Here is a 19,483-nt window from a genome sequence, read left to right on the forward strand (position 1 = left end):
CTTCGTATCCATGGTCGACTACGAAATCCTGAGCGAGGCCGCGGCAGCATAGTAAGAACGCGCTTCAGCCAAAAAGCGATTTGCCGTCGCATCCAAGAATGCTGGCTCTTGGTCAGACTCAAGCAGCTGGAATTCCATCTGCGCGTCGCTCAGGTTGAACAACTGCTGAATCAGCAGCACGCGCACCATTAACTCGGTGGGAAACGGCGGGCGGCCGCCGCGTTCGCGGCCGGGTCGCGGTGCGGCGCGGTCGACTTCTGCCGCCAAGGCAGCAAAATCGACGTGCTCCGCCATTACCCGCAGCGCGTCGCCAAGCTTGTTCAGCTTCGCTTCACGTTCCTGGTCGGCAAACAGACTGGTCTTGATCATGAAAAATCTACGTCAGATTCGAGGCAGCGATATCATGCCAGATTGGCGAGGGTTTTTCGAGGTACCCTACGATAACACGTCAGCTTCTATCGGCGGGACCAGCGTCGCCAGCTCATCCTTGTAAGCTAGGATTGGGTTGTAGAGTTTATGAAATGCGCGACCAATAGCACCGTAGAAAAGCAACAATTTAGGAGGATTTTCGCCTCCCATCAATACGTGCCGAACGGCGATACCCGGATACGGGTCTACGTAGTAAATTCTTGAGATGCCAAGTTGATACGCCTTTTTCGAACAAAGTTCGCATGGACGGGCGGTCGTGAACAGCACACCCCCGAAAATTCCATGGCTTCCATATTTGGATAGCTGAAGAAAAGCATTCTCTTCCGCATGCAACGATCTCGTATGTACTTGATTCTTTTCCTCGGTAAGCGCGTTGTACTCGGATTTGAAGCAGTACGACAGATTCCTTCCCGTCTTCTTGATCGGGATATTAAAGGCGAAGCAAGCCTATCCTTTTGTCACCTGCACCAAGAGTGAACCATGAAAAAGATCGACAAGGTTCTGTTGACCGGCAAGACCCGCACGTCCTCGCCAGACGGCCGAGTCATCGCCGGCAATCACGAGGGCAATGTCGAGATCAATCTCTCCGCGCCAGCCAATGGAACTGGCGGAGGCTATGCGTTTGAAGCCGTTGCACCGCACGCGGTGGCCGAGCAGCTGTTCGCCGGCGCGTGGTCGGCCTGCTATATGGCCGCAGTGTCGGCGTCGTGGCGCAGGAAAAGGTATGACTTCCAGGCAATACGGCGCTGGAGATCGAGGTGGATCCTGGACTTGGCGGGGGGATTACCACCTCCAGAGCCGCATCAACCTGATCGTCCCGGGACTGGACAAAGCGTTGGCGCTGGAGATCGCCCATGCGGCAGACGCGATCTGCCCCTATTCCAAGGCAACACGCGGCAACATCGACGTGGACCCGAGCGTCACCACCTATCAGCGCGTCAAGTTGACGCCTGTAGCACGGCGGCTGGCGACGCGTGGGCCGAGTCATCGGACGCGTCCAGTTGCAAAGAAAGCGGAAGCCGCCAGGACACATCACCCCGGCTGGTTACCGGAAATGATTAGTTGACCGTCCACGTCCAAGGAAATACTATGTTATAACCCTCAACGTCATGGACCTAGTTCCAATGGAACCTCGATCGCAAACGAAATTGGATGCCATGTCCGATACTTGCGTTGTCGTGATCGACGATGACATGGCGTTTCGCGATTCGCTCGAAAGGCTCTTGCGCTCAGCCGGTCTGTATTCGCTCTCATTTGCTTCAGTCGCTGAATTTACCGAATCCGAATTGCCTGATGTTCCTACCTGTCTCATCCTGGATGTCAGGATGCCCGGGCGAAGCGGTCTGGAGTTTCAGCGCGATCTTGCTGCTGCCGGCACATCGCCCCCGATCGTGTTTATCACCGGATACGGTGATATCCCAATGACGGTGCAGGCAATGAAGGCTGGCGCCATTGAATTTCTCACCAAGCCGTTTCGGGATCAAGATCTCCTGGACGCGGTCAACGTGGGGATTGATCGCGACCGCGAGCGCAGGGTGCAGGGACATTGCCTCACTGCGCTTAGTGCACGATTCGTTGAATTGACTCCTCGAGAACGCGCGATCCTCATACAAGTCGTACAGGGCCGCCTGAACAAGCAGATAGCAGGAGCCCTTGGCATTACCGAAACCACTGTCAAAGTGCATCGAAGTAACATGATGCACAAGATCGGGGCACAATCGCTCCCAGAACTGTGCCAATTCGCGGACCAGCTCAAGCTCTTACAGAAAAAGCCCGAGCGCGCGTAGTTGCAGCAGCAGGCGTATTTCCTTCAACGCGTCGCCAGGCGGGCTGAACCTAAACCAAGGTTTAGGGGTCGCTTTTGGCGAGGGTAGTATCATTCACGATGCGGTAGTGCTCACCAATGCTACCGGGTGGACTGTAAAGGCCGCAAGTGACGTACCGGAGGATATGTTGCCTGAGCAATTCCATATCTATGTCGTCGATGACGACCCTTCCTTTGGCGACTCCATGCGACGGTTGCTGAAGTCGCACGGCTACTCGGTGTCGCTGTTCCGGTCCGCGGCCGAATTTCTTGGTGCGTCGCAATTGTCCGATAATGCCTGCCTGATTGCCGATATTCACATGCCGGGCATGACCGGTGTGGAGCTGTATGTAGCCGTGCGTAAGACGGGGCGTACCATACCGACGATTCTGATCACGGCGTATCCCGAAGAGACGGTCCGGCAACGCATGCTCGACCTAGGTGTCATTTCCTATCTAAACAAGCCGCTCAACGAAGCGGTCTTGATCGACTGCCTCCGCCACGCGCTTGCTTGCAACCTGGCGAAACGAGCCCCCCGATGAACGCGCCGGGATTTCGATTCGATGACGCTTGCCTCGAGGTATTGTGGGAAGGCGCCGACCGAAGATTTTGCAAACTGCGCCATGACGACGCCAAGGGCGATCAATACGCCTATATAGCCGGAAGCGCCGGCTCCGGCCATGAATCGCGGGCAGCCATCACCCGCCTGGCACACGAATACGAGCTCAAGAGCTCGCTCGATGAGGCGTGGGCGCTGCAACCGCTGGAGCTGTTGCATGAAGGCGGACGCACTATTCTGCTTGTTCAGTACAGCACTGGTGCGCCACTCGACCAATTCATGGATCATCGCATGGCGACCGGCCCGTTTCTGCGTCTTGCCATTGAGTTGGCAGGCGCTTTGGGCCTGCTTCACGGCAAGGGACTCATTCACAAGGACCTCAAGCCGGCCAACATCGTCGTCGACCCCGTTGCGGCGAAAATATGGCTGACGGGGTTCGGCATCGCCGCACATGTTCCGAACAGGCGTGCGCTAAAAGTGACTCCCGAGACGATCACCGGCACGCTGGCGTATATGGCGCCCGAGCAGACCGGACGGATGGATTGCGCTATCGATGCGCGCAGCGATCTATATGCACTGGGCGTGACTTTGTACCAAATGATCACGGGCGTACTGCCATTTGCCGCGGAAGATCCCATGGAACTGGTGCACAGCCATATCGCGCGACAGGCAGTGCCCCCCGCCGAACGGACTGAAGGCGTGCCCGCTGCGGTGTCAGCAATCATCATGAAATTACTCTCCAAGACGCCGGAGGATCGATATCAAACCGCTGCGGGCCTGCACGCGGACCTGCGGCACTGCCTAGCCCTGTACCAGCTGACGGCTGACTTTGGTCCATTTGTGTTGTCCTCGCACGACATCCCCGATCTCTTGCGGATTCCCGATACCTTGTACGGGCGCGAGGACAGTGTCCTGGCGCTGTTTGCTGCATTCGAACGCGTGGCCAGTGGAGGCAGCTCTGAACTGATGCTCGTCTCCGGATATTCAGGCATAGGCAAATCGTCTGTCGTCAACAAGCTGCAAAAGACGCTGCACACGTCGCAGGGAATTTTTGCTGCAGGAAAATGCGATCCATTCAAGCAAGATATCCCATATGCCGCACTGGCCCAGGCCTTGGGGGACCTGGTACACATGATCCTGCGCGCCAGTGAACCGGAATTGGCTCACTGGCGCGATGCCATTCAGGGCGCCCTGAATCCGAACGGACAGCTCATCACCAGTCTCATTCCCGAACTTGAACTCGTCATCGGCAAACAGTGTCCTGTTCCCGACTTGCCGCCGCAGGACTCTGGCAACCGTTTTCAAATGGTGTTCCGAAACTTCCTCCAGGTTTTCGCGCGGCCGGAACACCCGCTGATCCTTTTTCTCGATGACCTGCAAAGCATTGACGAAGCGACCCTTGCACTGGTCGAAGAGCTGATCGGTCAGCGTGAGATAGGCCACCTGTTGCTGATCGGTGCCTACCGTGACAACGAGGTCGGGTCTTCTCACCCATTGGTAGCGGCGTTCGACGCGATGCGCCGAACCGGCACACCGGTAAGGGAAATAAAGCTTGCAACGCTTGCTCCCGGCGATCTGGGTCGGCTGATCGCAGGCGCCCTGCATTGCGACGAGCAAAGCGCGTATCCGCTCATGTGCCTAATAAACGAAAAGACGGGCGGAAACCCGTATTTCACGATCGAATTCTTGTCCGAGCTGACGATCGAGTCGCTGCTGCACTTTGATGCTGGAACTGCGGCGTGGACGTGGGACGCCCCGCGCATCGCCGCCAAGGGATACGCCGATAACATCGTGCACTTGATGGTGGGAAAAGTTAAACGTTTGCCCGTGGCCGCACAGCAGAGTTTGAAACAGCTCGCCTGCCTCGGCAACATCGCACAGTTTGCGACGCTCGCCATTGTGCGCAAGTGCCCCGAGGAACAGATTCACACAGCCTTTGAGGACGCGGCAAAGGCCGGCCTTATCGTCCGGCTTGGTGCTGCCTACCAATTTTCGCATGACCGTGTACAGGAGGCCGCGTATGCGCTAATTCCGCCAGCGCTGCGCGCCGATGCCCACCTGCGAATCGGCCGCCATCTGCTTGCAGCGGGCGTAGCGGAGCCCACGGCCGAGTGGATCTTCGCCGTGGTGAACCAACTTAACTACGCCGTTGACCTGATCTCGGATGTGAACGAGAAAAACACACTGCGTGAACTGAATATATCCGCCGGGCTGCGGGCGAAGGCAGGGATCGCCTATGGCGCTGCGCGGGATTACCTCGCACAAGCTGCAGCGCTCACTGCCACAGACAGCTGGGCGCAGGCCAACGCAGCAACGCTCGAGCTTCACCTTCTCCTGGCCGAGAGTGAATATCTGGTCGGAAATTTTGCGGCGGCAGACCAGTTATTTAAGCTGATGCTCGATAATGCCTGCTCCGATCTCGACCGCGCCCGCATCTACAGCCTGCGGATGAAGGTGTACCAGGTTGGCAACAGCTACAACCAAAGCTTCGAGTTCGCGCTTGAGGCGTTACGGCTTTTCGGGGTCGGCTTCCCGGAGTCGGACGAGGCGATCCAGACAGCGGCGGACGCAGAATTTCGTGCCGTACGCGAGAACCTGCGTGGACGCCAGATTGGCGAACTGCTCGACGCCCCGACTGCCGATTCCCCGGAGGTACGGGCCATCATCGACCTGCTCGTCGATGCCGTTCCCAGTGCCTACAACGGCAGGCCGAAGCTGTTTCCGCTGGTGGTCATGCGGGCCGTGAACTATTCCTTGCAGTTCGGGCACACCGACCAGTCGAGCTACGCCTACGCAGTGCATGCCCTGATGCTGGTTGGAGTCTACGGTGAAATGGCGCAAGCATTCGAATTTTCCGAAATGGCACTGCGTCTTAACGAAAAGTTCAAAAATGTGCGCCTGCGCGGAACCCTGCTGCATTTGCATGGCGATCATGTCAATTTCTGGCGCCGTCCGTTTGCAACTGGCATTCCGATCCTGGAACAGGGATTTCGCGCCTGTCTCGAAGTCGGTGACCTGGTCTACGCAGGCCATCTTGCGTTTCTGTCCGTCTGGCAAGCGATTGAACGGGGCGATGAAATCGGCGCGGTCAGCATGCTTGCTGCCGACAATTCCAAGTTTGCCCGTCAAAGCCACAACGACGCAGTGCGGGAAACCATCGAACTCGAGCTGCAATTTTTAGCATGCCTGCAGGGACGAACCAGCGCTCCGCTCATGTTCGACGCTGCCGGCTTTGACGAGTGCTGCTCGCTTGCCATACTTGAGAGAGCTGCGTTTGGCTGCGGGCTGGCGTTCCATCCGATCATGAAACAAATGCTGGCCGTCGTGTTTGGCAGGCACAGCGAAGCGTTGATTTTCGCACGCCAAGCCGAGCCAATGCTCGCAGCAGCGATGGCGACCCCGATTGAGGCTTCCCACCATTTCTACTATGCCTTGACCGTCACGGCGCTTTATCCGGAGGCGCCGCTGCAAGAGCGGCAGCAGTTCACCAGTATCGTTAAAGACAAGCTCAAGAGGTTGAAACACTGGGCCGAGAACTGCCCCGAAAATTTTCAGGACCGGTACGCGCTGGTCCGGGCCGAAGTGGCCCGGATTGAAAACAGGCCGGACGAGGCCACTGAATGGTACGAGAAGGCGATCCGCTCCGCCCGCGACAATGGCTTCGTTCACATCGAAGCATTGGCGTCGGAACTGGCGGCCCAGTTCTACGCCGCACGTGGTTTCGAGACCATCGCACACGCCTACCTGCGGGAGGCGAGGTATTGCTATCATCGTTGGGGCGCCCAGGGCAAGGTCGAGCAACTCGATCAATATTATCCGCACATCCGGTCAGACCATCGCCGAGCGGAACCGGCTACGACGGTGCAGGTGCAGATCGAGCACCTCGATCTGGCAACCGTGATCAAAGTTTCCGAAGCTGTGTCGGGTGAGATTGTCCTGGAGAAGCTGATCGATACCTTGATGCGCATCGCCATCGAGCACGCCGGCGCGCAGCGCGGCCTGCTGATCGTACCGCGAGGCGATGAGTACCGGATCGAAGCGGAGGTCACGATCCGCGCCGACGCGGTGGACGTGGATCTGCGGCAAACGAGCGTGACTGCCGCCGATCTTCCCGAGTCGGTTTTCCACTATGTTGTACGCACCAGGGAAAATCTGGTGCTGGGAGATGCATCGGGTCTAAGCCCGTACGCGGCTGACGACTACATTTTCGCTCGTCGTTCGCGCTCGGTGCTCTGTATGCCTATACTCAAGCAGGGCACCATGCTGGGCCTGCTGTACCTTGAAAACAGCCTGATGCCTCACGCCTTCACGCCGGCGCGCATGGCGGTCCTCAAGCTGCTCGCATCCGCGGCGGCAAGCTCGATGGAAAACGCGCGGCTGTACCGCGACCTCGCCGTGCGCGAAGCAAGAATAAGGCGGCTGGTCGATGCCAACATCATCGGGATCGTGATAAGCGACACCGCAGGACGGATTCTCGAGGCGAACGATGCATTTTTGCGTATCGTCGGCTACGACCGTGAGGATTTGGTCTCGCAACGCGTCCGCTGGACCGATATGACGCCGCCGGAGTGGCGCGAACGCGACAAACAGTACCTGGTGCCGCAGCTGAAAATGGCCGGCAGCCTGCAGCCGTTCGAGAAGGAATTCTTCAGGAAGGACGGCAGCCGCGTGCCTGTTCTGATTGGCGTGGCAAGCTTCGAAACCGGCGGCGACCAAGGCGTCGCTTTCGTGCTCGATCTTACCGAGCGTAAGCAGGCCGTGGAGGCGCTGCGCGCTTTGCAGATGGACCTGGCTCACGCAAACCGCCTGGCAACGATGGGGCAGCTTGCCGCCTCGATCGCCCATGAAGTCAATCAGGCAATTGGTGCGTCGCGCAACAACTCGCACGCTGCACTGCGATTCCTGTCCTCCGATCCACCGGATATCGGCGACGCCATCGAAGCGCTCGAGTGCGTGGTAGGCGATACCTACAGGGCTGGCGAAATTATCGGACGGATCCGCGACCAGGTCCGAAAAGTGCCGGCCCATATGGAGCAGGTCGCCCTCAATGACGCCATCAAGGAAGTGATCTCCCTTGTCAGGGGCGAGATGTCGAAACATCAGGTGACGGTGCGAATGCAGCTCGCCGAGGCAGTGCAGTCGGTTCGAGGCGATCGCGTTCAGCTTCAACAGGTCATGCTCAATCTCATCGTCAATGCGATCGAGGCAATGGCCAGTGCCAATGCCGCATTGCGCACCTTGACGATCGTCACTGAGGCGGTGTCATCGCACGACTTGCTCGTGACCGTCAGCGACACCGGGCCCGGCATTGCAACGGAGAACCGCGAGCGCGCTTTTGAATCGCTCTACACCACCAAGGCGGGCGGACTGGGCATTGGTCTATCTATCTGCCGGTCCATTATCGATGCCCACGGCGGCAAATTATGGATGGATCCTGCACTGCCACATGGCGCCGCCTTCAGGTTCACCCTCCCTCCCCTCCAATGAACCAAGGTTTAGTCCGATGCGCCGACCGTATAGGCGCACTGTCTGCTGATTGACGACGGCATGCGCCGCCCGCACTTTGCCTGGGCGTGTCAATACCACAGGGCCGAACCGTTCGACCAAGGCGCAATACAAGACAACCGTAACGTCCGGCATCCTTGTCCTGGGTTGTGAACGTTTGCAGTCACACCCTAACGCAACCAGTCGTTGCCAAGGAGTTTGCCATGCAAGAGACGCCAGATGTCCTGCGCCGTCGCTTCTGCAGCGCTGCAGCGGTGACCGCTGCCAGTGCCGCAGGTCTTCTTAACCTGCCCGAAACAGCATACGCCATGAGTCAACCCCGCGAGCGGGCGGGAACCGATGGCGTCTTAATTCGTCCATTCCACGTCAAATTCCCGGAATCGGACCTGGCCGATATGCGCCGTCGCATCAAAGCGACCCGGTGGCCGGAAAAGGAAACGGTGTCGGACGCTTCGCAAGGGGTTCAGCTCGCGACCACGCAGGCGCTTGCGAAATATTGGGCCAATGAATACGACTGGCGTAAAGTCGAGGCGCGCCTGAACGCCCTACCCAATTTCATCACCAATATCGATGGGCTCGACATCCACTTCGTTCACGTGCGTTCGAAACACGCAAACGCGTTGCCTCTCATCGTCACCCACGGATGGCCCGGTTCAATCATTGAACAGATGAAAATTATCGGTCCGTTGACCAATCCCACTGCGCACGGGGCAAGCGCATCGGACGCATTCGATCTGATCATCCCTTCGATGCCGGGCTACGGGTTTTCTGGCAAGCCGAAAACGACGGGATGGGAACCCACCCGCATGGCGCGCGCGTGGGCCGTGCTGATGACACGCCTTGGCTACAAGAAATACGTGGCCCAGGGCGGCGATTGGGGTGCGCTCGTCACCGAGATGATGGGCGCGCAGGCGCCTCCAGGTCTGCTGGGAATTCACACCAATTTCCCTGGCGCCGTTCCCGCTGATATCGACATTGCTGCCGCGTCGGGCGCGCCGGCGCCGGCCGGCCTGGCAGGCGACGAACTGGCGGCATACGAACGGATCAAGGTGGTATATGCCAAGGGTATCGGCTATGCCTATCAGCTCGGTTTGCGCCCGCAAACGATGTACGGGCTTTCCGACTCCCCCGTCGGCCTCGCCGGATATCTGCTCGACCATGATGCGCTCAGCTACGGCCACATCGCAGAGCTGTTCGCCGGAAAATCTTACGGCGACCTGACCCGGGACGATATTCTGGACAATATTACGCTTACATGGTTGACCAACACCGGGATTTCTTCAGGGCGCCTGTACTGGGAGAACAAACTGACCTTTTGGAGGCCGAAGAATGTCGTCGTCCCGGTCGCCGTCAGCGCGTTTCCTGAAGAACTATTCCAATGCCCCCGCAGCTGGGCGGTGAAGGCGTATCCCAAACTGATTCATTTCAACAAAATGGACCGGGGCGGCCACTTTGCCGCCTGGGAACAACCGACCCTTTTCTCGGCCGAGCTGCGTGCCGGGTTCAAGTCGCTGCGCGGCTGACGGGTTGCTTGAGGCTGCGCGGACCGACTGTCGTTCGCGCAGATTACGGCCTTGTTTGGCAGATATGCACTGCCTTTACACGGTCCAAATCAAGTCGGATCGCTTGCTCGGACCCGGTGTACAGTTTCCCAGCGATCCCGGGAGAAATGCAATATGGAACCTTTCCACCTCCACGTTTCAAATGAAGTACTCAACGACCTGCAGACGCGGCTCAAGCTCACGCGCTGGGTCGACGACTTCGCCAACGAAAGCTGGCAGTACGGCACCAACACGGCCTACCTGCGGGAACTGGTTGCGTATTGGACCGACGGCTACGACTGGCGCAAACATGAGCGTGCGATCAATACGTATCCACAGTTCCGCACTGAAATCGACGACATCCCAATCCACTTCATACATGTGCGCGGCAAGGGGCCCAATCCTAAACCGCTGATTCTGACGCACGGCTGGCCCTGGACGTTCTGGGAGTACCGTAAGGTCATCGCGCCCCTGAGCGATCCCGGCGCGTACGGCGGCGATGCTGCCGATGCATTCGACGTGGTGGTGCCATCCCTGCCTGGTTACGGATTTTCGACGCCGCTGCACAAATCAGGGATCAATTTCTGGCGTACCTCAGAGCTGTGGGTCAAGCTGATGGAGCGGCTGGGTTACCCGCGCTTTGCGGCGCACGGCGCCGACTGGGGCGCACTGATCGCAGCTGATCTGGGACACCGCTTTCCCGAGCGTATGATCGGTGTGCACTTCCCGATGACGCTGCCGCTGGACCTGTTCAGCGGAGGCCTGCCCGCGCCCGAGGACTACGATCCGGACGAAGCGGCGATGGCCGCACGCCTGCAGGCCTTCTTCAATGGTGAAGCGGCCTATTCCTCCCTTCAAAGCACCAAACCACAGACGATTGCCGTAGGGCTCAACGATTCGCCGGCAGGGTTAGCATCGTGGATCATCGAAAAACAGCGCAGCTGGAGCGACTGCGGCGGCAACGTCGAGACCCGTTTCTCCAAGGACGATCTGTTGACCACAATCATGATCTACTGGGTCACCCAGAGCTACGGAACATCGGCGCGGTACTATTACGAGGCCGCGCACCATCCTTGGACGCCAGTGCACAACCGCTCGCCCGTCGTCGAGGCGCCGGTCGGGGTTTCAGTCTTGCCAGAGGAGGTTTGCAGCGCGCCGCGACGCTGGGCCCAGCGCTACTACAACCTCCAGCAGTTGCGGCACCATCCTAGCGGCGGACACTTCGGGGCCTGGGAAGAACCGCAGGCGATGATCACCGATATCCGGGATTTTTTCCGATTGCGCTAAGTCGGCACGTCGCTGGATGCCGCGGATGACATTGTCCGTCCGCTGCAGGACCGGCTGGTGCGGGTTGACATCGAAACATTGGCACTCGGCTATGCCGGCGTCTATTCCGGTTTCTTGCGCCGTGCGGAAGCTGCCTCTTCGAAATACGGCATCAAGACCGTGGACATCCTGGTGGAACTCGGCCGCCGCCGCTTGGTGGGCGGAAAGGAAGACCTGATCGTCGACGTGGCGCTGGATTTGGGCCGCCAGTAAGCCGGCCCTGAACGACGGGCAGCACCACCACCAGGTCGGTCTCGCCGACCTGGATGTCCTGCTGGGCAAGCAATGTGGTCGCCTGACCTCGTTGCAGGGGCTGGTCGTTAAAGAAGTGCAAAGCCAGGCCGCCTGAATGCCAGCTGCCCGGCCAACCGAAGTCAGGATTCGCGATTGCATTTGCATAGCTTGACAAACTGTATTTCACTGCGTATTCTACATCACATCCGATTCAATCGTGTTCGAGGCAATCTGATTAACTCGCCAAGAAAACGAACATGAACTCCAAATACGCCGCAGTAGCGGCAACCCTCGCCCTGTCCCTGTCCGCCCTCGTGACCGGCGCCCAGGCAGCTATCGGCCGCCATACCATAACCTGCAGTACCTGTTTGAAGAATTACCTATGAACCTCATCTCAACAACCCGCGATGGCCTGGCTGGGATTAATTACCCAGTTGCGCAGGACAACCGCTACGACACCTGGGGCGCCTTCCACAATATGTACTGGCCTGCTGTGTACCTGATCGACAAGAAGGGCCGCATCGTCTACACCCACTTCGGCGAAGGCAAATATGCCGAGACCAAAGCGCAGATCCAGCGCCTGCTGGCCCAATAAACGGCACCGGATTGTATGCGCATGTATCTGTCGCCGGTGCCGATACACAGCGCTACAAAACGGGCGCAAAAATCGCATGCGATTGCATCGGAACAGCTTGACAAACCGTATTTCACTGCGTATTATTAATCATATCCGATTCAATCGGATCCGACATAATCTGCATTACTCTTCAAGGAAACGAACATGAGCTCCAAATACGCCGCAGTAGCCGCAACCCTCGCCCTGTCCCTGTCCGTCCTCGTGACCGGCGCCCAGGCAGCCGACGCCCCGAAGCAGACCGAAAAATGCTACGGCGTGTCGAAGGCTGGCGCCAACGACTGCGCCGCCGGCGCGGGCACCTCGTGCGCCGGCAGCGCGACGGTCGACTACCAAGGCAACGCCTGGACCCTGGTCGACAAGGGCACCTGCGAAAAAATCAAGACGCCTAAGGGCTTCGGTTCGCTGAAAGAAAAAGCGTAATCGCTGCGCATCCGCTCCTTTCCGTCCAGCCCATTACTCAAGCGAATACAACATGAAAATGATCAAAATTGCAGCCCTCGCCGCCGCCATCGCCGCCCCGGCCATCGCGTCGGCGATTCCCTACGCTGTTACCGTCGGCGCCAAGAACGTGCTGCTGGTTGGCGGCTCCTATGTCGACGCCTCGTCGACCTGGCGCAATGTGCATGACCGCCTGTGGATCGACGGCTACAAAGTCACCATCGTCCAGCAGTCGCATGACTCGCTCGACGAGAACGTGGCGGCCACCCGCGCCGCCATCGAAGCGCAAGACGGTCCCGTGGTCCTGGTTGGCCACGACATCGGCGGCGCCGTGATCTCGATCGCCGGCACCAGCGACAAAGTGAAGGCGCTGGTGTACGTGGCGGCCATCCAGCCAGCCGTTGGCGAAAGCGTGGCGCAGCTGATGGCCTCCAAGCCAGCACTGCACAATGAACTGGAAATCGGCCGCGATGGCCGCCAGTCGATCAAGCCGCTCAAGTTCCAGGAAGTGTACGCCGCCGACATTCCGCCGAACCGCACCAACTTCCTGTCGGTGTCGCAGCCGCGCGTGTCGCCAGCGTCGCTGGCCACGCCAAGCTGGGAAGCCGCATGGCGCACCAAGCCGACCTACGCGATCGTCGCCACCGAAGACCGCATCATCAACCCCGAACTGCAGCGCTGGATGTACAAGCGCGCCGGTTCCAAGGTGACCGAGATCAAGGCCAGCCATGCACTGAACCTGGCCAAGCCGGAAGAAGTGGAAGACGTCATCAAGAAGGCCGCGCAAGCAGTCAAGTAAGCACCGCGCAAGCGTCGCGGCCCGGCAAACCGGCTTGTTTGTATCCGAGTTTGTCTGTCCCGGCAGTACATGTGGCGATACAAAACCCGCCCATGGCAGATATAAGCAAGACACAGTGCGCTCGTAAGCTGTAACACATGCGGCCGGTTCGCATCCGCCGCAGGCAGGGAGCGTTATTTTTTCGGCATGGGGCCGCTATCGGCCGCCATGCCATAACCCGCAGTACCTTTTTGGAGTAACCTATGAACCTCATCTCGAAAACCCGCGTTGGCCTGGCTGGCGCAGCGGCACTGATCGCCCTGGCATCCATGGGCGCATCGACCACGGCCTTCGCCGCCGACGCGCCTGAAAAGCCAACCCGCTGCTACGGCGCCAACAGCTGCAAAGGAAAAGGCCTCTGCGCTACCGCGAAGCACGACTGCAAGGGCCTGAACGAATGCAAGGGCCAGGGCGTCCTCGCCAAGACCCCGACCGAATGCAAGGCAATGGGCGGCTCGCTCACCGAGCTGGCTTCCTAGTCCTCTGGCCCCCCGTGCAAGCGGGGGGCTACGCCCGCGCATTTTTCCTAAAAAGGTGCATCATGTCTGCGAAGTCACTACCACCCTCTTTCCACGGCTATGGCCTCGGCCTGCGCCGCGAGCATTACGCCAATTTCCTCGAGACCAACGTGCCGGTCGATTTTGTCGAGGTCATTTCCGAAAATTTCATGGTCGCCGGCGGCCAGCCGCGGCATATTCTGCGCCAGGTGCGCGAACGCCATCCGGTGGCCCTGCACGGGGTGTCGATGTCGATCGGCTCGGCCGACGGCCTCAATCCCGATTACCTGAAACGCCTGAAGGCGCTGGTCGACGAGATCGACCCGCTGTTTGTCTCCGACCACCTGAGCTGGTCGCGCATCGACAACTTTAATTCGCACGACCTGCTGCCAGTCCCCTATACCATCGAAGCGCTCGATATCGTGTGCGCCCATATTTCGATGGCCCAGGACACGCTGGGCCGCGCCATGCTGTTCGAGAACCCGTCCAGTTATCTCGCCTTTGACGGCGCCGTGATGACCGAATGGGAGTTTTTGGCCGAGATGTCGCGCCGCACCGGCTGCGGCCTGCTGCTGGACGTGAACAACGTCTTCGTCAGCGCAACCAACCATGGCTTCGACCCCTACGCCTTCCTGGCCGGGATTCCGGCTTCAAAAGTACGCCAGATCCACCTGGCCGGCCATACCAGGGGCGCCGAGCTGTTGATCGACACCCACGACAGCCCCGTCTGCGCGGACGTCTGGTCGCTGTACGCGCACGCCGTTTCCCTGCTGGGCCCGGTCGCAACGATGATCGAGCGCGACGCCGACATTCCGCCGCTCGAAGACCTGATGGCCGAACTGGACACCGCGCGCGCCATCGGCGCCGCCGGCCTGGCCGCACGCAGCAAGGAGGCGGCATGAGGCTCGCCGACATGCAGCGCGATTTCCGCGCCTTCCTGAGCACCGCCTCGGTCGATGCGGCCAGCCGCCTGGCTGTCGACGGCGCCCCCGGCCTGGCAGTCTACCAGAACAATTACCGCGCCCAGCTGGTCGGCGTGCTGGAAGAAGCCTATCCGCACCTGCGCCGCTGGATCGGCGGCGACGCCTTCCACAACCTGGCCATCACCCATATCGACAGCTATCCGCCGCAGGCGTGGACGCTGGACCTCTACCCCGGGCAGTTCGAGCGCACGCTGGTCGCGCAATATCCGAAGAACCCGGACCTGCACGAACTGGCCTGGATCGAATACACGCTGTCGGACGTCTTTGTCGCGCAGGACGCCGCGCCGCTGGCGCCGGCCAAGCTGGCCGACATCGACTGGGAAAGCGCGCGCCTGCTCGTGGCCCCGTCGCTGCGCACGCGCGCCGCCACCACCAACGCCGAACAGATCTGGTCGGCGCTGTGGAACGACAGCGTCTCTCCCGAAGGCGAGATGCTGGCGCAGCCGGGCGGGTACATCATATGGAGACGGGGCTTTACCTCCTCGCTCAACCAGGTCGATGCGCTGGAACTCGAAGCGCTGCTGCACCTGCGGCACAACGGCAGCTTTGCCACGCTGTGCGACCTGCTGGTCGAGCGCCTCGGCGACGAGGCGGGCGTAGCCCGGGCCGGCGAGCTGCTCGCCAACTGGCTTAGTAACGAAATGATCACCGGGGTCGACGCAGCCTGACCGCCGCGTCACCCCTACTTAACCCGAGGAGAAGAACACCATGAACGAAACCCTGCCCACCCGCCGCCGCTTCCTGTTTTCCGCCGCCGGCGTTGCCGGCCTGGCGCTGGGCGCCGCGCCGCTCGCCGGCGCCGCGCCAGCCAAGAGCGGCAAGTACCTGAAGCCGCCGGTGCGCGTGCTGAGCAACCCGCAGCCGCTGGGCCCGATCAAGCAGGTGGAAACCGACCTGCTCGACATCGGCTACTACGAAGCCGGCCGCCCCGAGGAAGGCCGTCCGGTCATCCTGCTGCACGGCTTCCCTTACGATATCCACAGCTTCGCCGATGTGGCGCCCATTCTGGCGGCTCAGGGCTACTGGGTGATCATTCCGCACCTGCGCGGCCACGGCAGCACCCGCTTCCTGGACGCCGCCACCCCGCGCTCGGGCCAGCAGGCCGCCATTGGTCAGGACGTGATCGACCTGATGGATGCGCTGCACATTCCCGAAGCGGTGCTGGGTGGCTACGACTGGGGCGGACGCGCCGCCTGCGTGGCGGCCTTGATCAAGCCCTCGCGCGTGGTCGGCCTGGTGTCGGTCAACAGCTACCTGGTGCAGGACATCGCCAAGGCCGCCTTGCCGCTGGCGCCGCCGGTCGAACGGGGCTTCTGGTACCAGTTTTACTTCACGACCGAGCGCGGCCGCGCCGGCCTGACCAAGAACCGCGACGATATCGCGCGCCTGATGTGGGAAGGCAACTCGCCATCATGGCGTTTCGACGGCCCGATGTTCGCCCGCTCGGCCAAGTCGTTTGACAATCCGGATTACGTGGAAGTGGTGATCCACTCCTATCGCCACCGCCTGGGCCTGGCGCCCGGCTACCCGGCCTATGAAGCGCTCGAAAAGAAGCTGGCCGCGGTACCGCCGATCAGCGTGCCGACCATTACCCTCGATGGCGAGGAGGACGGCGTGGTGGCCGCCACCGACGGCACGGCCTCGGCCGCCAAGTTCAGCGGCAAGCGCATCCACCGCAAGGTGGCCGGCGCTGGCCACAACTTGCCGCAGGAAGCGCCTAAAGCCTTTGCCGACGCGATCATCGAGCTGGTGCGCGCCGGGGCATGGCGCACCTGATGATGGCCCCGCTCGGCCAGCAGCGGCTACTTGTCCTGCGTGTGCCGGACGAGGCTGTCGCGCAGGGTGACGACGGCTGTCTGAATTTTGGGGATGTCCTCGGCAGTGAGTCCGGAAGCCTTGATGAGGTTCACATCGAGCCCCTTCTCGCGCAGCGCCCGGCCGGCGTCCGTCAGGCTGACCAGCACCTGGCGCTCGTCCGTGGTACTGCGCTTCCGGTTCAGGTAGCCGAGCGACTCCAGTTTCTTGAGGATCGGCGTCAGGGTGTTGGACTCGAGGAACAGTTTCTCGCCCAGGCTGCTGACCGTCTGCATGTCTTCCTCCCACAAAGCGATGATCGCGATGTACTGGGTGTAGGTCAGGCCCAATTCCTCAAGGATGGGACGGTAGGCCCGGCCGAAGGCCAGGTTGGCGGAATAGATCGCAAAGCACAGGAAATCGGCGAGCTTCGGGCTCTTTGGATCTACGGGGTCGGTCGGGTTCATCATCGTCCAGTTGATCAGAGGGCAATGCCTCACATACTCAAATTATATATCGAATGCGATGTAATCGGTTCGCATTGACGCCCCACATTTAACACTCTTTCTACTTTGATTGGCACATTTTTATGAAAACCACTAATTCGCCTTTGGCCTCTCTTGCTTTTCCGCCTAATAGCAAGGCGATTCCGACCGCGACGTTTTCACGTGTTTTGCCCGATGCGCTGCTGCTGCTGGTGGCCCGTTTTGGCATTGCCACCATTTTCTGGATGGCCGGCCGCACCAAGGTGCAGGGCTTCACCATACGGCCGCTAACGTATGAACTGTTCCGCTCCGAATACGCGCTGCCAGTGATTTCGCCCGAGCTGGCGGCCCAGCTGGCCACCGGCGCCGAGCACCTGCTGCCGCTGCTGCTGGTGCTCGGCCTGTTCACCCGCCCTGCCGCCCTGGCGCTGCTGGGCATGACGGCCGTGATCCAGCTGCTGGTGTACCCGTCGGCATGGCCGGCGCACCTGTCCTGGGCCGGCCTGCTGCTGCCGCTGATCGCCAAGGGCGGCGGCGCCTGGTCGCTCGACAGCCTGATCGCCCGCCTGCGTTCGGGAGCATCCAAATGAGCAAGGCCGTCGCAGCGCGCGCCAGCGTGGGCCTGCTGCGGGTCGACAGCTACACCAACGGCCTGATCGGCCCCAGCCAGCCGATGCTCGGACCGCTGGCCGACGGCGCCAGGCTCATTACCGGCACGCCCTGGGCTGCTGGGGACCGATGATCACGTCCGCCTTCCAGGCTGCGATCCGCTGCAACAACTGCGGAGCCGAAGTGAGCGCCTTCCGCTTCGCCCACGGCTACGTGATCGTGCTCGATGCGGAGAACCAGGTCAGCCTGACCGTCAACCAGCAAGTGGCCGACCGGCTGGCGGGCAAGGCCTCGGCCATGTCGGCGCTGCCCGAATTCGCGGCCCAGCACTGGATCCTGTCGCTGGCGCGCGCCGACATGCCGGGCGTGGCCGCGCACATGCGTCCCTTCCTCGGCAACATCCCCCCTCGCGCGACCTGCCCGATTCGCACAACTGCGCCGATTTCGGCCAGTACCCGGTCGGCGCGTCGCACCGCTACGGCATGACGCACGACGAACTGCACGCCGCCAAGACCGACGGCCACATGGACACCTACTCGGTGCGTGACGGCTGCATCCTGATCTGCCCGGTCAAAGTGCCGGGCGCCGGCGTCTACATGGGCGACATGCACGCGCAGCAGGGCAATGGCGAGATCGCCGGGCACGCCACCGACGTCTCAGGCGAGACCGAGCTGACAGTGGAAGTCATCAAGTGGCTCACTCAGGACGGCCCGGTGCTGCTGCAGAACTGGACGACCTGCCGCCAATGGCGCGACCGATGAATGCCGGACAGCGGCGCCGCATGGAAGAACTGGGCGCGTGCTGGGGCCAGAAGGAAATCGAGGCGAGTGGACCGCTGACCTTCATTGGCAGCGGCGCCAAACTGAACGCGGCCACCGAGAATGGCTTGCAGCGCGCAGCCAAGGCCACCGGCCTGGCGTATGACGAGGTGCTGAACCGGGCTACGATCACCGGCTCGATCGAGATCAGCAGGCTGCCGGGGACGGTCAGGGTCACGCTCCTGTGCCCGTTCACGCTGGACCGGATGGGGATCGGGCACTTGGTGCGGGCGAAGTACGAGCTGTAACAACCGAGCATGGCGGAAAAACGTGCGGCGAGCGTTTCCGCCATGCGGCCCGGGGTAGGCGATGCGTGATCAGGGCGCCGATCCGAACTCCACGGCCAGTTGCCTCATCTGCGTGCGGACGCTCACCAGCTCCTCGAGCATGCTGTCGAGCTCGGCATTTGATGCGCCCTGGAGGTCCCGGCTCGCGCGTTCGAGCTTTTGCATCCCTGCGAGCAGGCCCTTGAAGCGCGCATCCTGTCCAGCGGACACCCTCTTTTCGGCAATAAATTGCTCGGTCATGCTTGCGGCCCACGCAACTTCCTCATCGCGCTTGGCGCCTTTCGGTGCGTCCACGCCAGTCAGCCCGCTCACCAGCAGGGTCAGGTCGGTACCCAGCCGGCCGTAACCGTAAATGACTTTCCCCAACCTTTCGTCATCCACATCGACCTCGAGCGGGCCCGCCACGATGGATCCTGGGACGCCGGTGGCAGGCACTGTTGCCGTTTGCGCAAAGCAATAGCTTGAGAGCGACAGCAAACCGAGTAGTAGCACTTTCATCTTAGCCGGGTCCATCCATCTGGATTAATCAGCCATTATCCGTGACGGTGCAACGTTGGATCGCTTACGCCATGGCGCTTACAAACTTGTGCTCGATGGGGATAGCTATCGTGCCCTGTCACCTGCGTCAGAAGCGTCCAAACCGCCAACCGAAAAGGGGCGCAAGGCGGCGCCGCTATGATTGTTGACTAACGATATAAA

Annotated in this window: 20 protein-coding genes and 3 pseudogenes; 19 read left to right on the forward strand and 4 right to left on the reverse strand. The window is 60.7% G+C overall.

The window, feature by feature from the left end; translation table 11 throughout:
- Positions 1-117 precede the first annotated feature (117 nt).
- Both HHL21_RS07800 and HHL21_RS22115 read right to left on the reverse strand, forming a co-directional pair.
- Positions 118-369 (reverse strand): annotated as a pseudogene (locus HHL21_RS07800) (transposase); the annotation flags it as partial.
- 66 nt (positions 370-435) lie between these two features.
- Positions 436-858, reverse strand: a complete 423-nt coding sequence (locus HHL21_RS22115) for a hypothetical protein (RefSeq protein ID WP_169464734.1) — start codon at positions 856-858, stop codon at positions 436-438.
- 295 nt (positions 859-1,153) lie between these two features.
- On the opposite strand from HHL21_RS22115, the gene HHL21_RS22025 reads away from it, so the two are divergent.
- From HHL21_RS22025 to HHL21_RS07875, 14 genes and pseudogenes are all read left to right on the forward strand, one after another.
- Positions 1,154-1,495 carry an OsmC family protein gene (locus HHL21_RS22025; protein WP_308640223.1) on the forward strand — a complete coding sequence of 114 codons (342 nt, stop codon included), beginning with the start codon at positions 1,154-1,156 and terminating at the stop codon, positions 1,493-1,495.
- A 112-nt stretch (positions 1,496-1,607) separates the two neighbouring features.
- Positions 1,608-2,216, forward strand: a complete 609-nt coding sequence (locus HHL21_RS07815) for a response regulator transcription factor (RefSeq protein WP_370659682.1) — start codon at positions 1,608-1,610, stop codon at positions 2,214-2,216.
- Positions 2,217-2,379: 163 nt separating this feature from the next.
- A complete protein-coding gene (locus HHL21_RS07820) occupies positions 2,380-2,775 on the forward strand; it encodes a response regulator transcription factor (protein ID WP_206085657.1) in 396 nt (131 codons plus the stop codon).
- On the forward strand, positions 2,772-8,279 hold the full coding sequence (locus tag HHL21_RS07825) for a trifunctional serine/threonine-protein kinase/ATP-binding protein/sensor histidine kinase (protein WP_169464689.1): 5,508 nt from the start codon (positions 2,772-2,774) through the stop codon (positions 8,277-8,279). The genes HHL21_RS07820 and HHL21_RS07825 overlap by 4 nt, the downstream gene beginning before the upstream one ends.
- Positions 8,280-8,500: 221 nt before the next feature.
- Complete coding sequence (locus HHL21_RS07830; RefSeq protein ID WP_169464690.1) at positions 8,501-9,820, forward strand: epoxide hydrolase family protein; 1,320 nt, start codon at positions 8,501-8,503, stop codon at positions 9,818-9,820.
- A 153-nt stretch (positions 9,821-9,973) separates the two neighbouring features.
- Complete coding sequence (locus HHL21_RS07835; protein WP_169464691.1) at positions 9,974-11,125, forward strand: epoxide hydrolase family protein; 1,152 nt, start codon at positions 9,974-9,976, stop codon at positions 11,123-11,125.
- 6 nt (positions 11,126-11,131) lie between these two features.
- Positions 11,132-11,377 (forward strand): annotated as a pseudogene (locus HHL21_RS07840) (4-hydroxy-2-oxovalerate aldolase family protein); the annotation flags it as partial.
- 439 nt (positions 11,378-11,816) lie between these two features.
- Positions 11,817-11,993, forward strand: a pseudogene (locus tag HHL21_RS07845) (thioredoxin); the annotation flags it as partial.
- A 186-nt stretch (positions 11,994-12,179) separates the two neighbouring features.
- The gene (locus tag HHL21_RS07850) at positions 12,180-12,455 is read left to right on the forward strand and encodes a BufA1 family periplasmic bufferin-type metallophore (RefSeq protein ID WP_169464692.1); all 276 of its coding nucleotides are present in this window, start codon (positions 12,180-12,182) and stop codon (positions 12,453-12,455) included.
- 52 nt (positions 12,456-12,507) lie between these two features.
- Positions 12,508-13,272 carry an alpha/beta fold hydrolase gene (locus tag HHL21_RS07855; RefSeq protein ID WP_169464693.1) on the forward strand — a complete coding sequence of 255 codons (765 nt, stop codon included), beginning with the start codon at positions 12,508-12,510 and terminating at the stop codon, positions 13,270-13,272.
- 242 nt (positions 13,273-13,514) lie between these two features.
- Positions 13,515-13,790 carry a BufA2 family periplasmic bufferin-type metallophore gene (gene bufA2, locus HHL21_RS07860; protein WP_169464694.1) on the forward strand — a complete coding sequence of 92 codons (276 nt, stop codon included), beginning with the start codon at positions 13,515-13,517 and terminating at the stop codon, positions 13,788-13,790.
- A gap of 62 nt (positions 13,791-13,852) precedes the next feature.
- On the forward strand, positions 13,853-14,710 hold the full coding sequence (gene bufB / locus HHL21_RS07865; RefSeq protein WP_169464695.1) for an MNIO family bufferin maturase: 858 nt from the start codon (positions 13,853-13,855) through the stop codon (positions 14,708-14,710).
- The gene (locus tag HHL21_RS07870; RefSeq protein ID WP_169464696.1) at positions 14,707-15,459 is read left to right on the forward strand and encodes an HvfC/BufC N-terminal domain-containing protein; all 753 of its coding nucleotides are present in this window, start codon (positions 14,707-14,709) and stop codon (positions 15,457-15,459) included. The genes bufB and HHL21_RS07870 overlap by 4 nt, the downstream gene beginning before the upstream one ends.
- A 40-nt stretch (positions 15,460-15,499) precedes the next feature.
- Positions 15,500-16,567 carry an alpha/beta fold hydrolase gene (locus HHL21_RS07875; RefSeq protein ID WP_169464697.1) on the forward strand — a complete coding sequence of 356 codons (1,068 nt, stop codon included), beginning with the start codon at positions 15,500-15,502 and terminating at the stop codon, positions 16,565-16,567.
- Positions 16,568-16,593: 26 nt separating this feature from the next.
- Here HHL21_RS07875 and HHL21_RS07880 read toward each other — a convergent pair whose 3' ends face one another.
- Positions 16,594-17,052, reverse strand: a complete 459-nt coding sequence (locus HHL21_RS07880) for a MarR family winged helix-turn-helix transcriptional regulator (protein ID WP_169464736.1) — start codon at positions 17,050-17,052, stop codon at positions 16,594-16,596.
- A 122-nt stretch (positions 17,053-17,174) separates the two neighbouring features.
- On the opposite strand from HHL21_RS07880, the gene HHL21_RS07885 reads away from it, so the two are divergent.
- From HHL21_RS07885 to HHL21_RS21630, 5 genes are read left to right on the forward strand one after another with little or no spacing between them, the layout of a single operon-like run.
- Positions 17,175-17,660 carry a DoxX family protein gene (locus tag HHL21_RS07885; protein WP_169464698.1) on the forward strand — a complete coding sequence of 162 codons (486 nt, stop codon included), beginning with the start codon at positions 17,175-17,177 and terminating at the stop codon, positions 17,658-17,660.
- Positions 17,657-17,812, forward strand: a complete 156-nt coding sequence (locus HHL21_RS21615) for a hypothetical protein (RefSeq protein ID WP_229496182.1) — start codon at positions 17,657-17,659, stop codon at positions 17,810-17,812. Before HHL21_RS07885 ends, HHL21_RS21615 begins: the two co-directional genes overlap by 4 nt.
- Positions 17,809-18,165, forward strand: a complete 357-nt coding sequence (locus tag HHL21_RS21620) for a hypothetical protein (protein WP_229496184.1) — start codon at positions 17,809-17,811, stop codon at positions 18,163-18,165. The genes HHL21_RS21615 and HHL21_RS21620 overlap by 4 nt, the downstream gene beginning before the upstream one ends.
- Positions 18,162-18,440, forward strand: coding sequence for an acetamidase/formamidase family protein (locus HHL21_RS21625; RefSeq protein WP_229496186.1), 279 nt, complete (start codon positions 18,162-18,164; stop codon positions 18,438-18,440). The genes HHL21_RS21620 and HHL21_RS21625 overlap by 4 nt, the downstream gene beginning before the upstream one ends.
- The gene (locus HHL21_RS21630; RefSeq protein WP_229496189.1) at positions 18,437-18,745 is read left to right on the forward strand and encodes a hypothetical protein; all 309 of its coding nucleotides are present in this window, start codon (positions 18,437-18,439) and stop codon (positions 18,743-18,745) included. The genes HHL21_RS21625 and HHL21_RS21630 overlap by 4 nt, the downstream gene beginning before the upstream one ends.
- Before the next feature lie 69 nt (positions 18,746-18,814).
- Here the strand turns inward: HHL21_RS21630 and HHL21_RS07895 are convergent, their stop codons facing one another.
- Positions 18,815-19,282 carry a hypothetical protein gene (locus HHL21_RS07895; RefSeq protein WP_169464699.1) on the reverse strand — a complete coding sequence of 156 codons (468 nt, stop codon included), beginning with the start codon at positions 19,280-19,282 and terminating at the stop codon, positions 18,815-18,817.
- Between the last annotated feature and the right edge of the window lie 201 nt (positions 19,283-19,483).

This window comes from Massilia polaris (genome assembly GCF_012927275.1).
GTDB classification, from domain to species: Bacteria; Pseudomonadota; Gammaproteobacteria; order Burkholderiales; family Burkholderiaceae_D; genus Telluria_A; species Telluria_A polaris.

Excerpts from the sequence above, each read along its gene's own strand:
- HHL21_RS07850 (WP_169464692.1), top strand. The coding sequence starts at position 12,180 with ATGAGCTCCAAATACGCCGCAGTAGCCGCAACCCTCGCCCTGTCCCTG.
- HHL21_RS07880 (WP_169464736.1), bottom strand. The coding sequence starts at position 17,052 with ATGAACCCGACCGACCCCGTAGATCCAAAGAGCCCGAAGCTCGCCGAT.
- bufB (WP_169464695.1), top strand. The coding sequence starts at position 13,853 with ATGTCTGCGAAGTCACTACCACCCTCTTTCCACGGCTATGGCCTCGGC.
- HHL21_RS21615 (WP_229496182.1), top strand. The coding sequence starts at position 17,657 with ATGAGCAAGGCCGTCGCAGCGCGCGCCAGCGTGGGCCTGCTGCGGGTC.
- HHL21_RS21630 (WP_229496189.1), top strand. The coding sequence starts at position 18,437 with ATGAATGCCGGACAGCGGCGCCGCATGGAAGAACTGGGCGCGTGCTGG.
- HHL21_RS07830 (WP_169464690.1), top strand. The coding sequence starts at position 8,501 with ATGCAAGAGACGCCAGATGTCCTGCGCCGTCGCTTCTGCAGCGCTGCA.
- HHL21_RS07835 (WP_169464691.1), top strand. The coding sequence starts at position 9,974 with ATGGAACCTTTCCACCTCCACGTTTCAAATGAAGTACTCAACGACCTG.
- HHL21_RS07855 (WP_169464693.1), top strand. The coding sequence starts at position 12,508 with ATGAAAATGATCAAAATTGCAGCCCTCGCCGCCGCCATCGCCGCCCCG.
- HHL21_RS07870 (WP_169464696.1), top strand. The coding sequence starts at position 14,707 with ATGAGGCTCGCCGACATGCAGCGCGATTTCCGCGCCTTCCTGAGCACC.
- HHL21_RS21625 (WP_229496186.1), top strand. The coding sequence starts at position 18,162 with ATGACGCACGACGAACTGCACGCCGCCAAGACCGACGGCCACATGGAC.
- bufA2 (WP_169464694.1), top strand. The coding sequence starts at position 13,515 with ATGAACCTCATCTCGAAAACCCGCGTTGGCCTGGCTGGCGCAGCGGCA.
- HHL21_RS07875 (WP_169464697.1), top strand. The coding sequence starts at position 15,500 with ATGAACGAAACCCTGCCCACCCGCCGCCGCTTCCTGTTTTCCGCCGCC.
- HHL21_RS07895 (WP_169464699.1), bottom strand. The coding sequence starts at position 19,282 with ATGAAAGTGCTACTACTCGGTTTGCTGTCGCTCTCAAGCTATTGCTTT.
- HHL21_RS07820 (WP_206085657.1), top strand. The coding sequence starts at position 2,380 with ATGTTGCCTGAGCAATTCCATATCTATGTCGTCGATGACGACCCTTCC.
- HHL21_RS22025 (WP_308640223.1), top strand. The coding sequence starts at position 1,154 with ATGACTTCCAGGCAATACGGCGCTGGAGATCGAGGTGGATCCTGGACT.
- HHL21_RS07825 (WP_169464689.1), top strand. The coding sequence starts at position 2,772 with ATGAACGCGCCGGGATTTCGATTCGATGACGCTTGCCTCGAGGTATTG.
- HHL21_RS07885 (WP_169464698.1), top strand. The coding sequence starts at position 17,175 with ATGAAAACCACTAATTCGCCTTTGGCCTCTCTTGCTTTTCCGCCTAAT.
- HHL21_RS21620 (WP_229496184.1), top strand. The coding sequence starts at position 17,809 with ATGATCACGTCCGCCTTCCAGGCTGCGATCCGCTGCAACAACTGCGGA.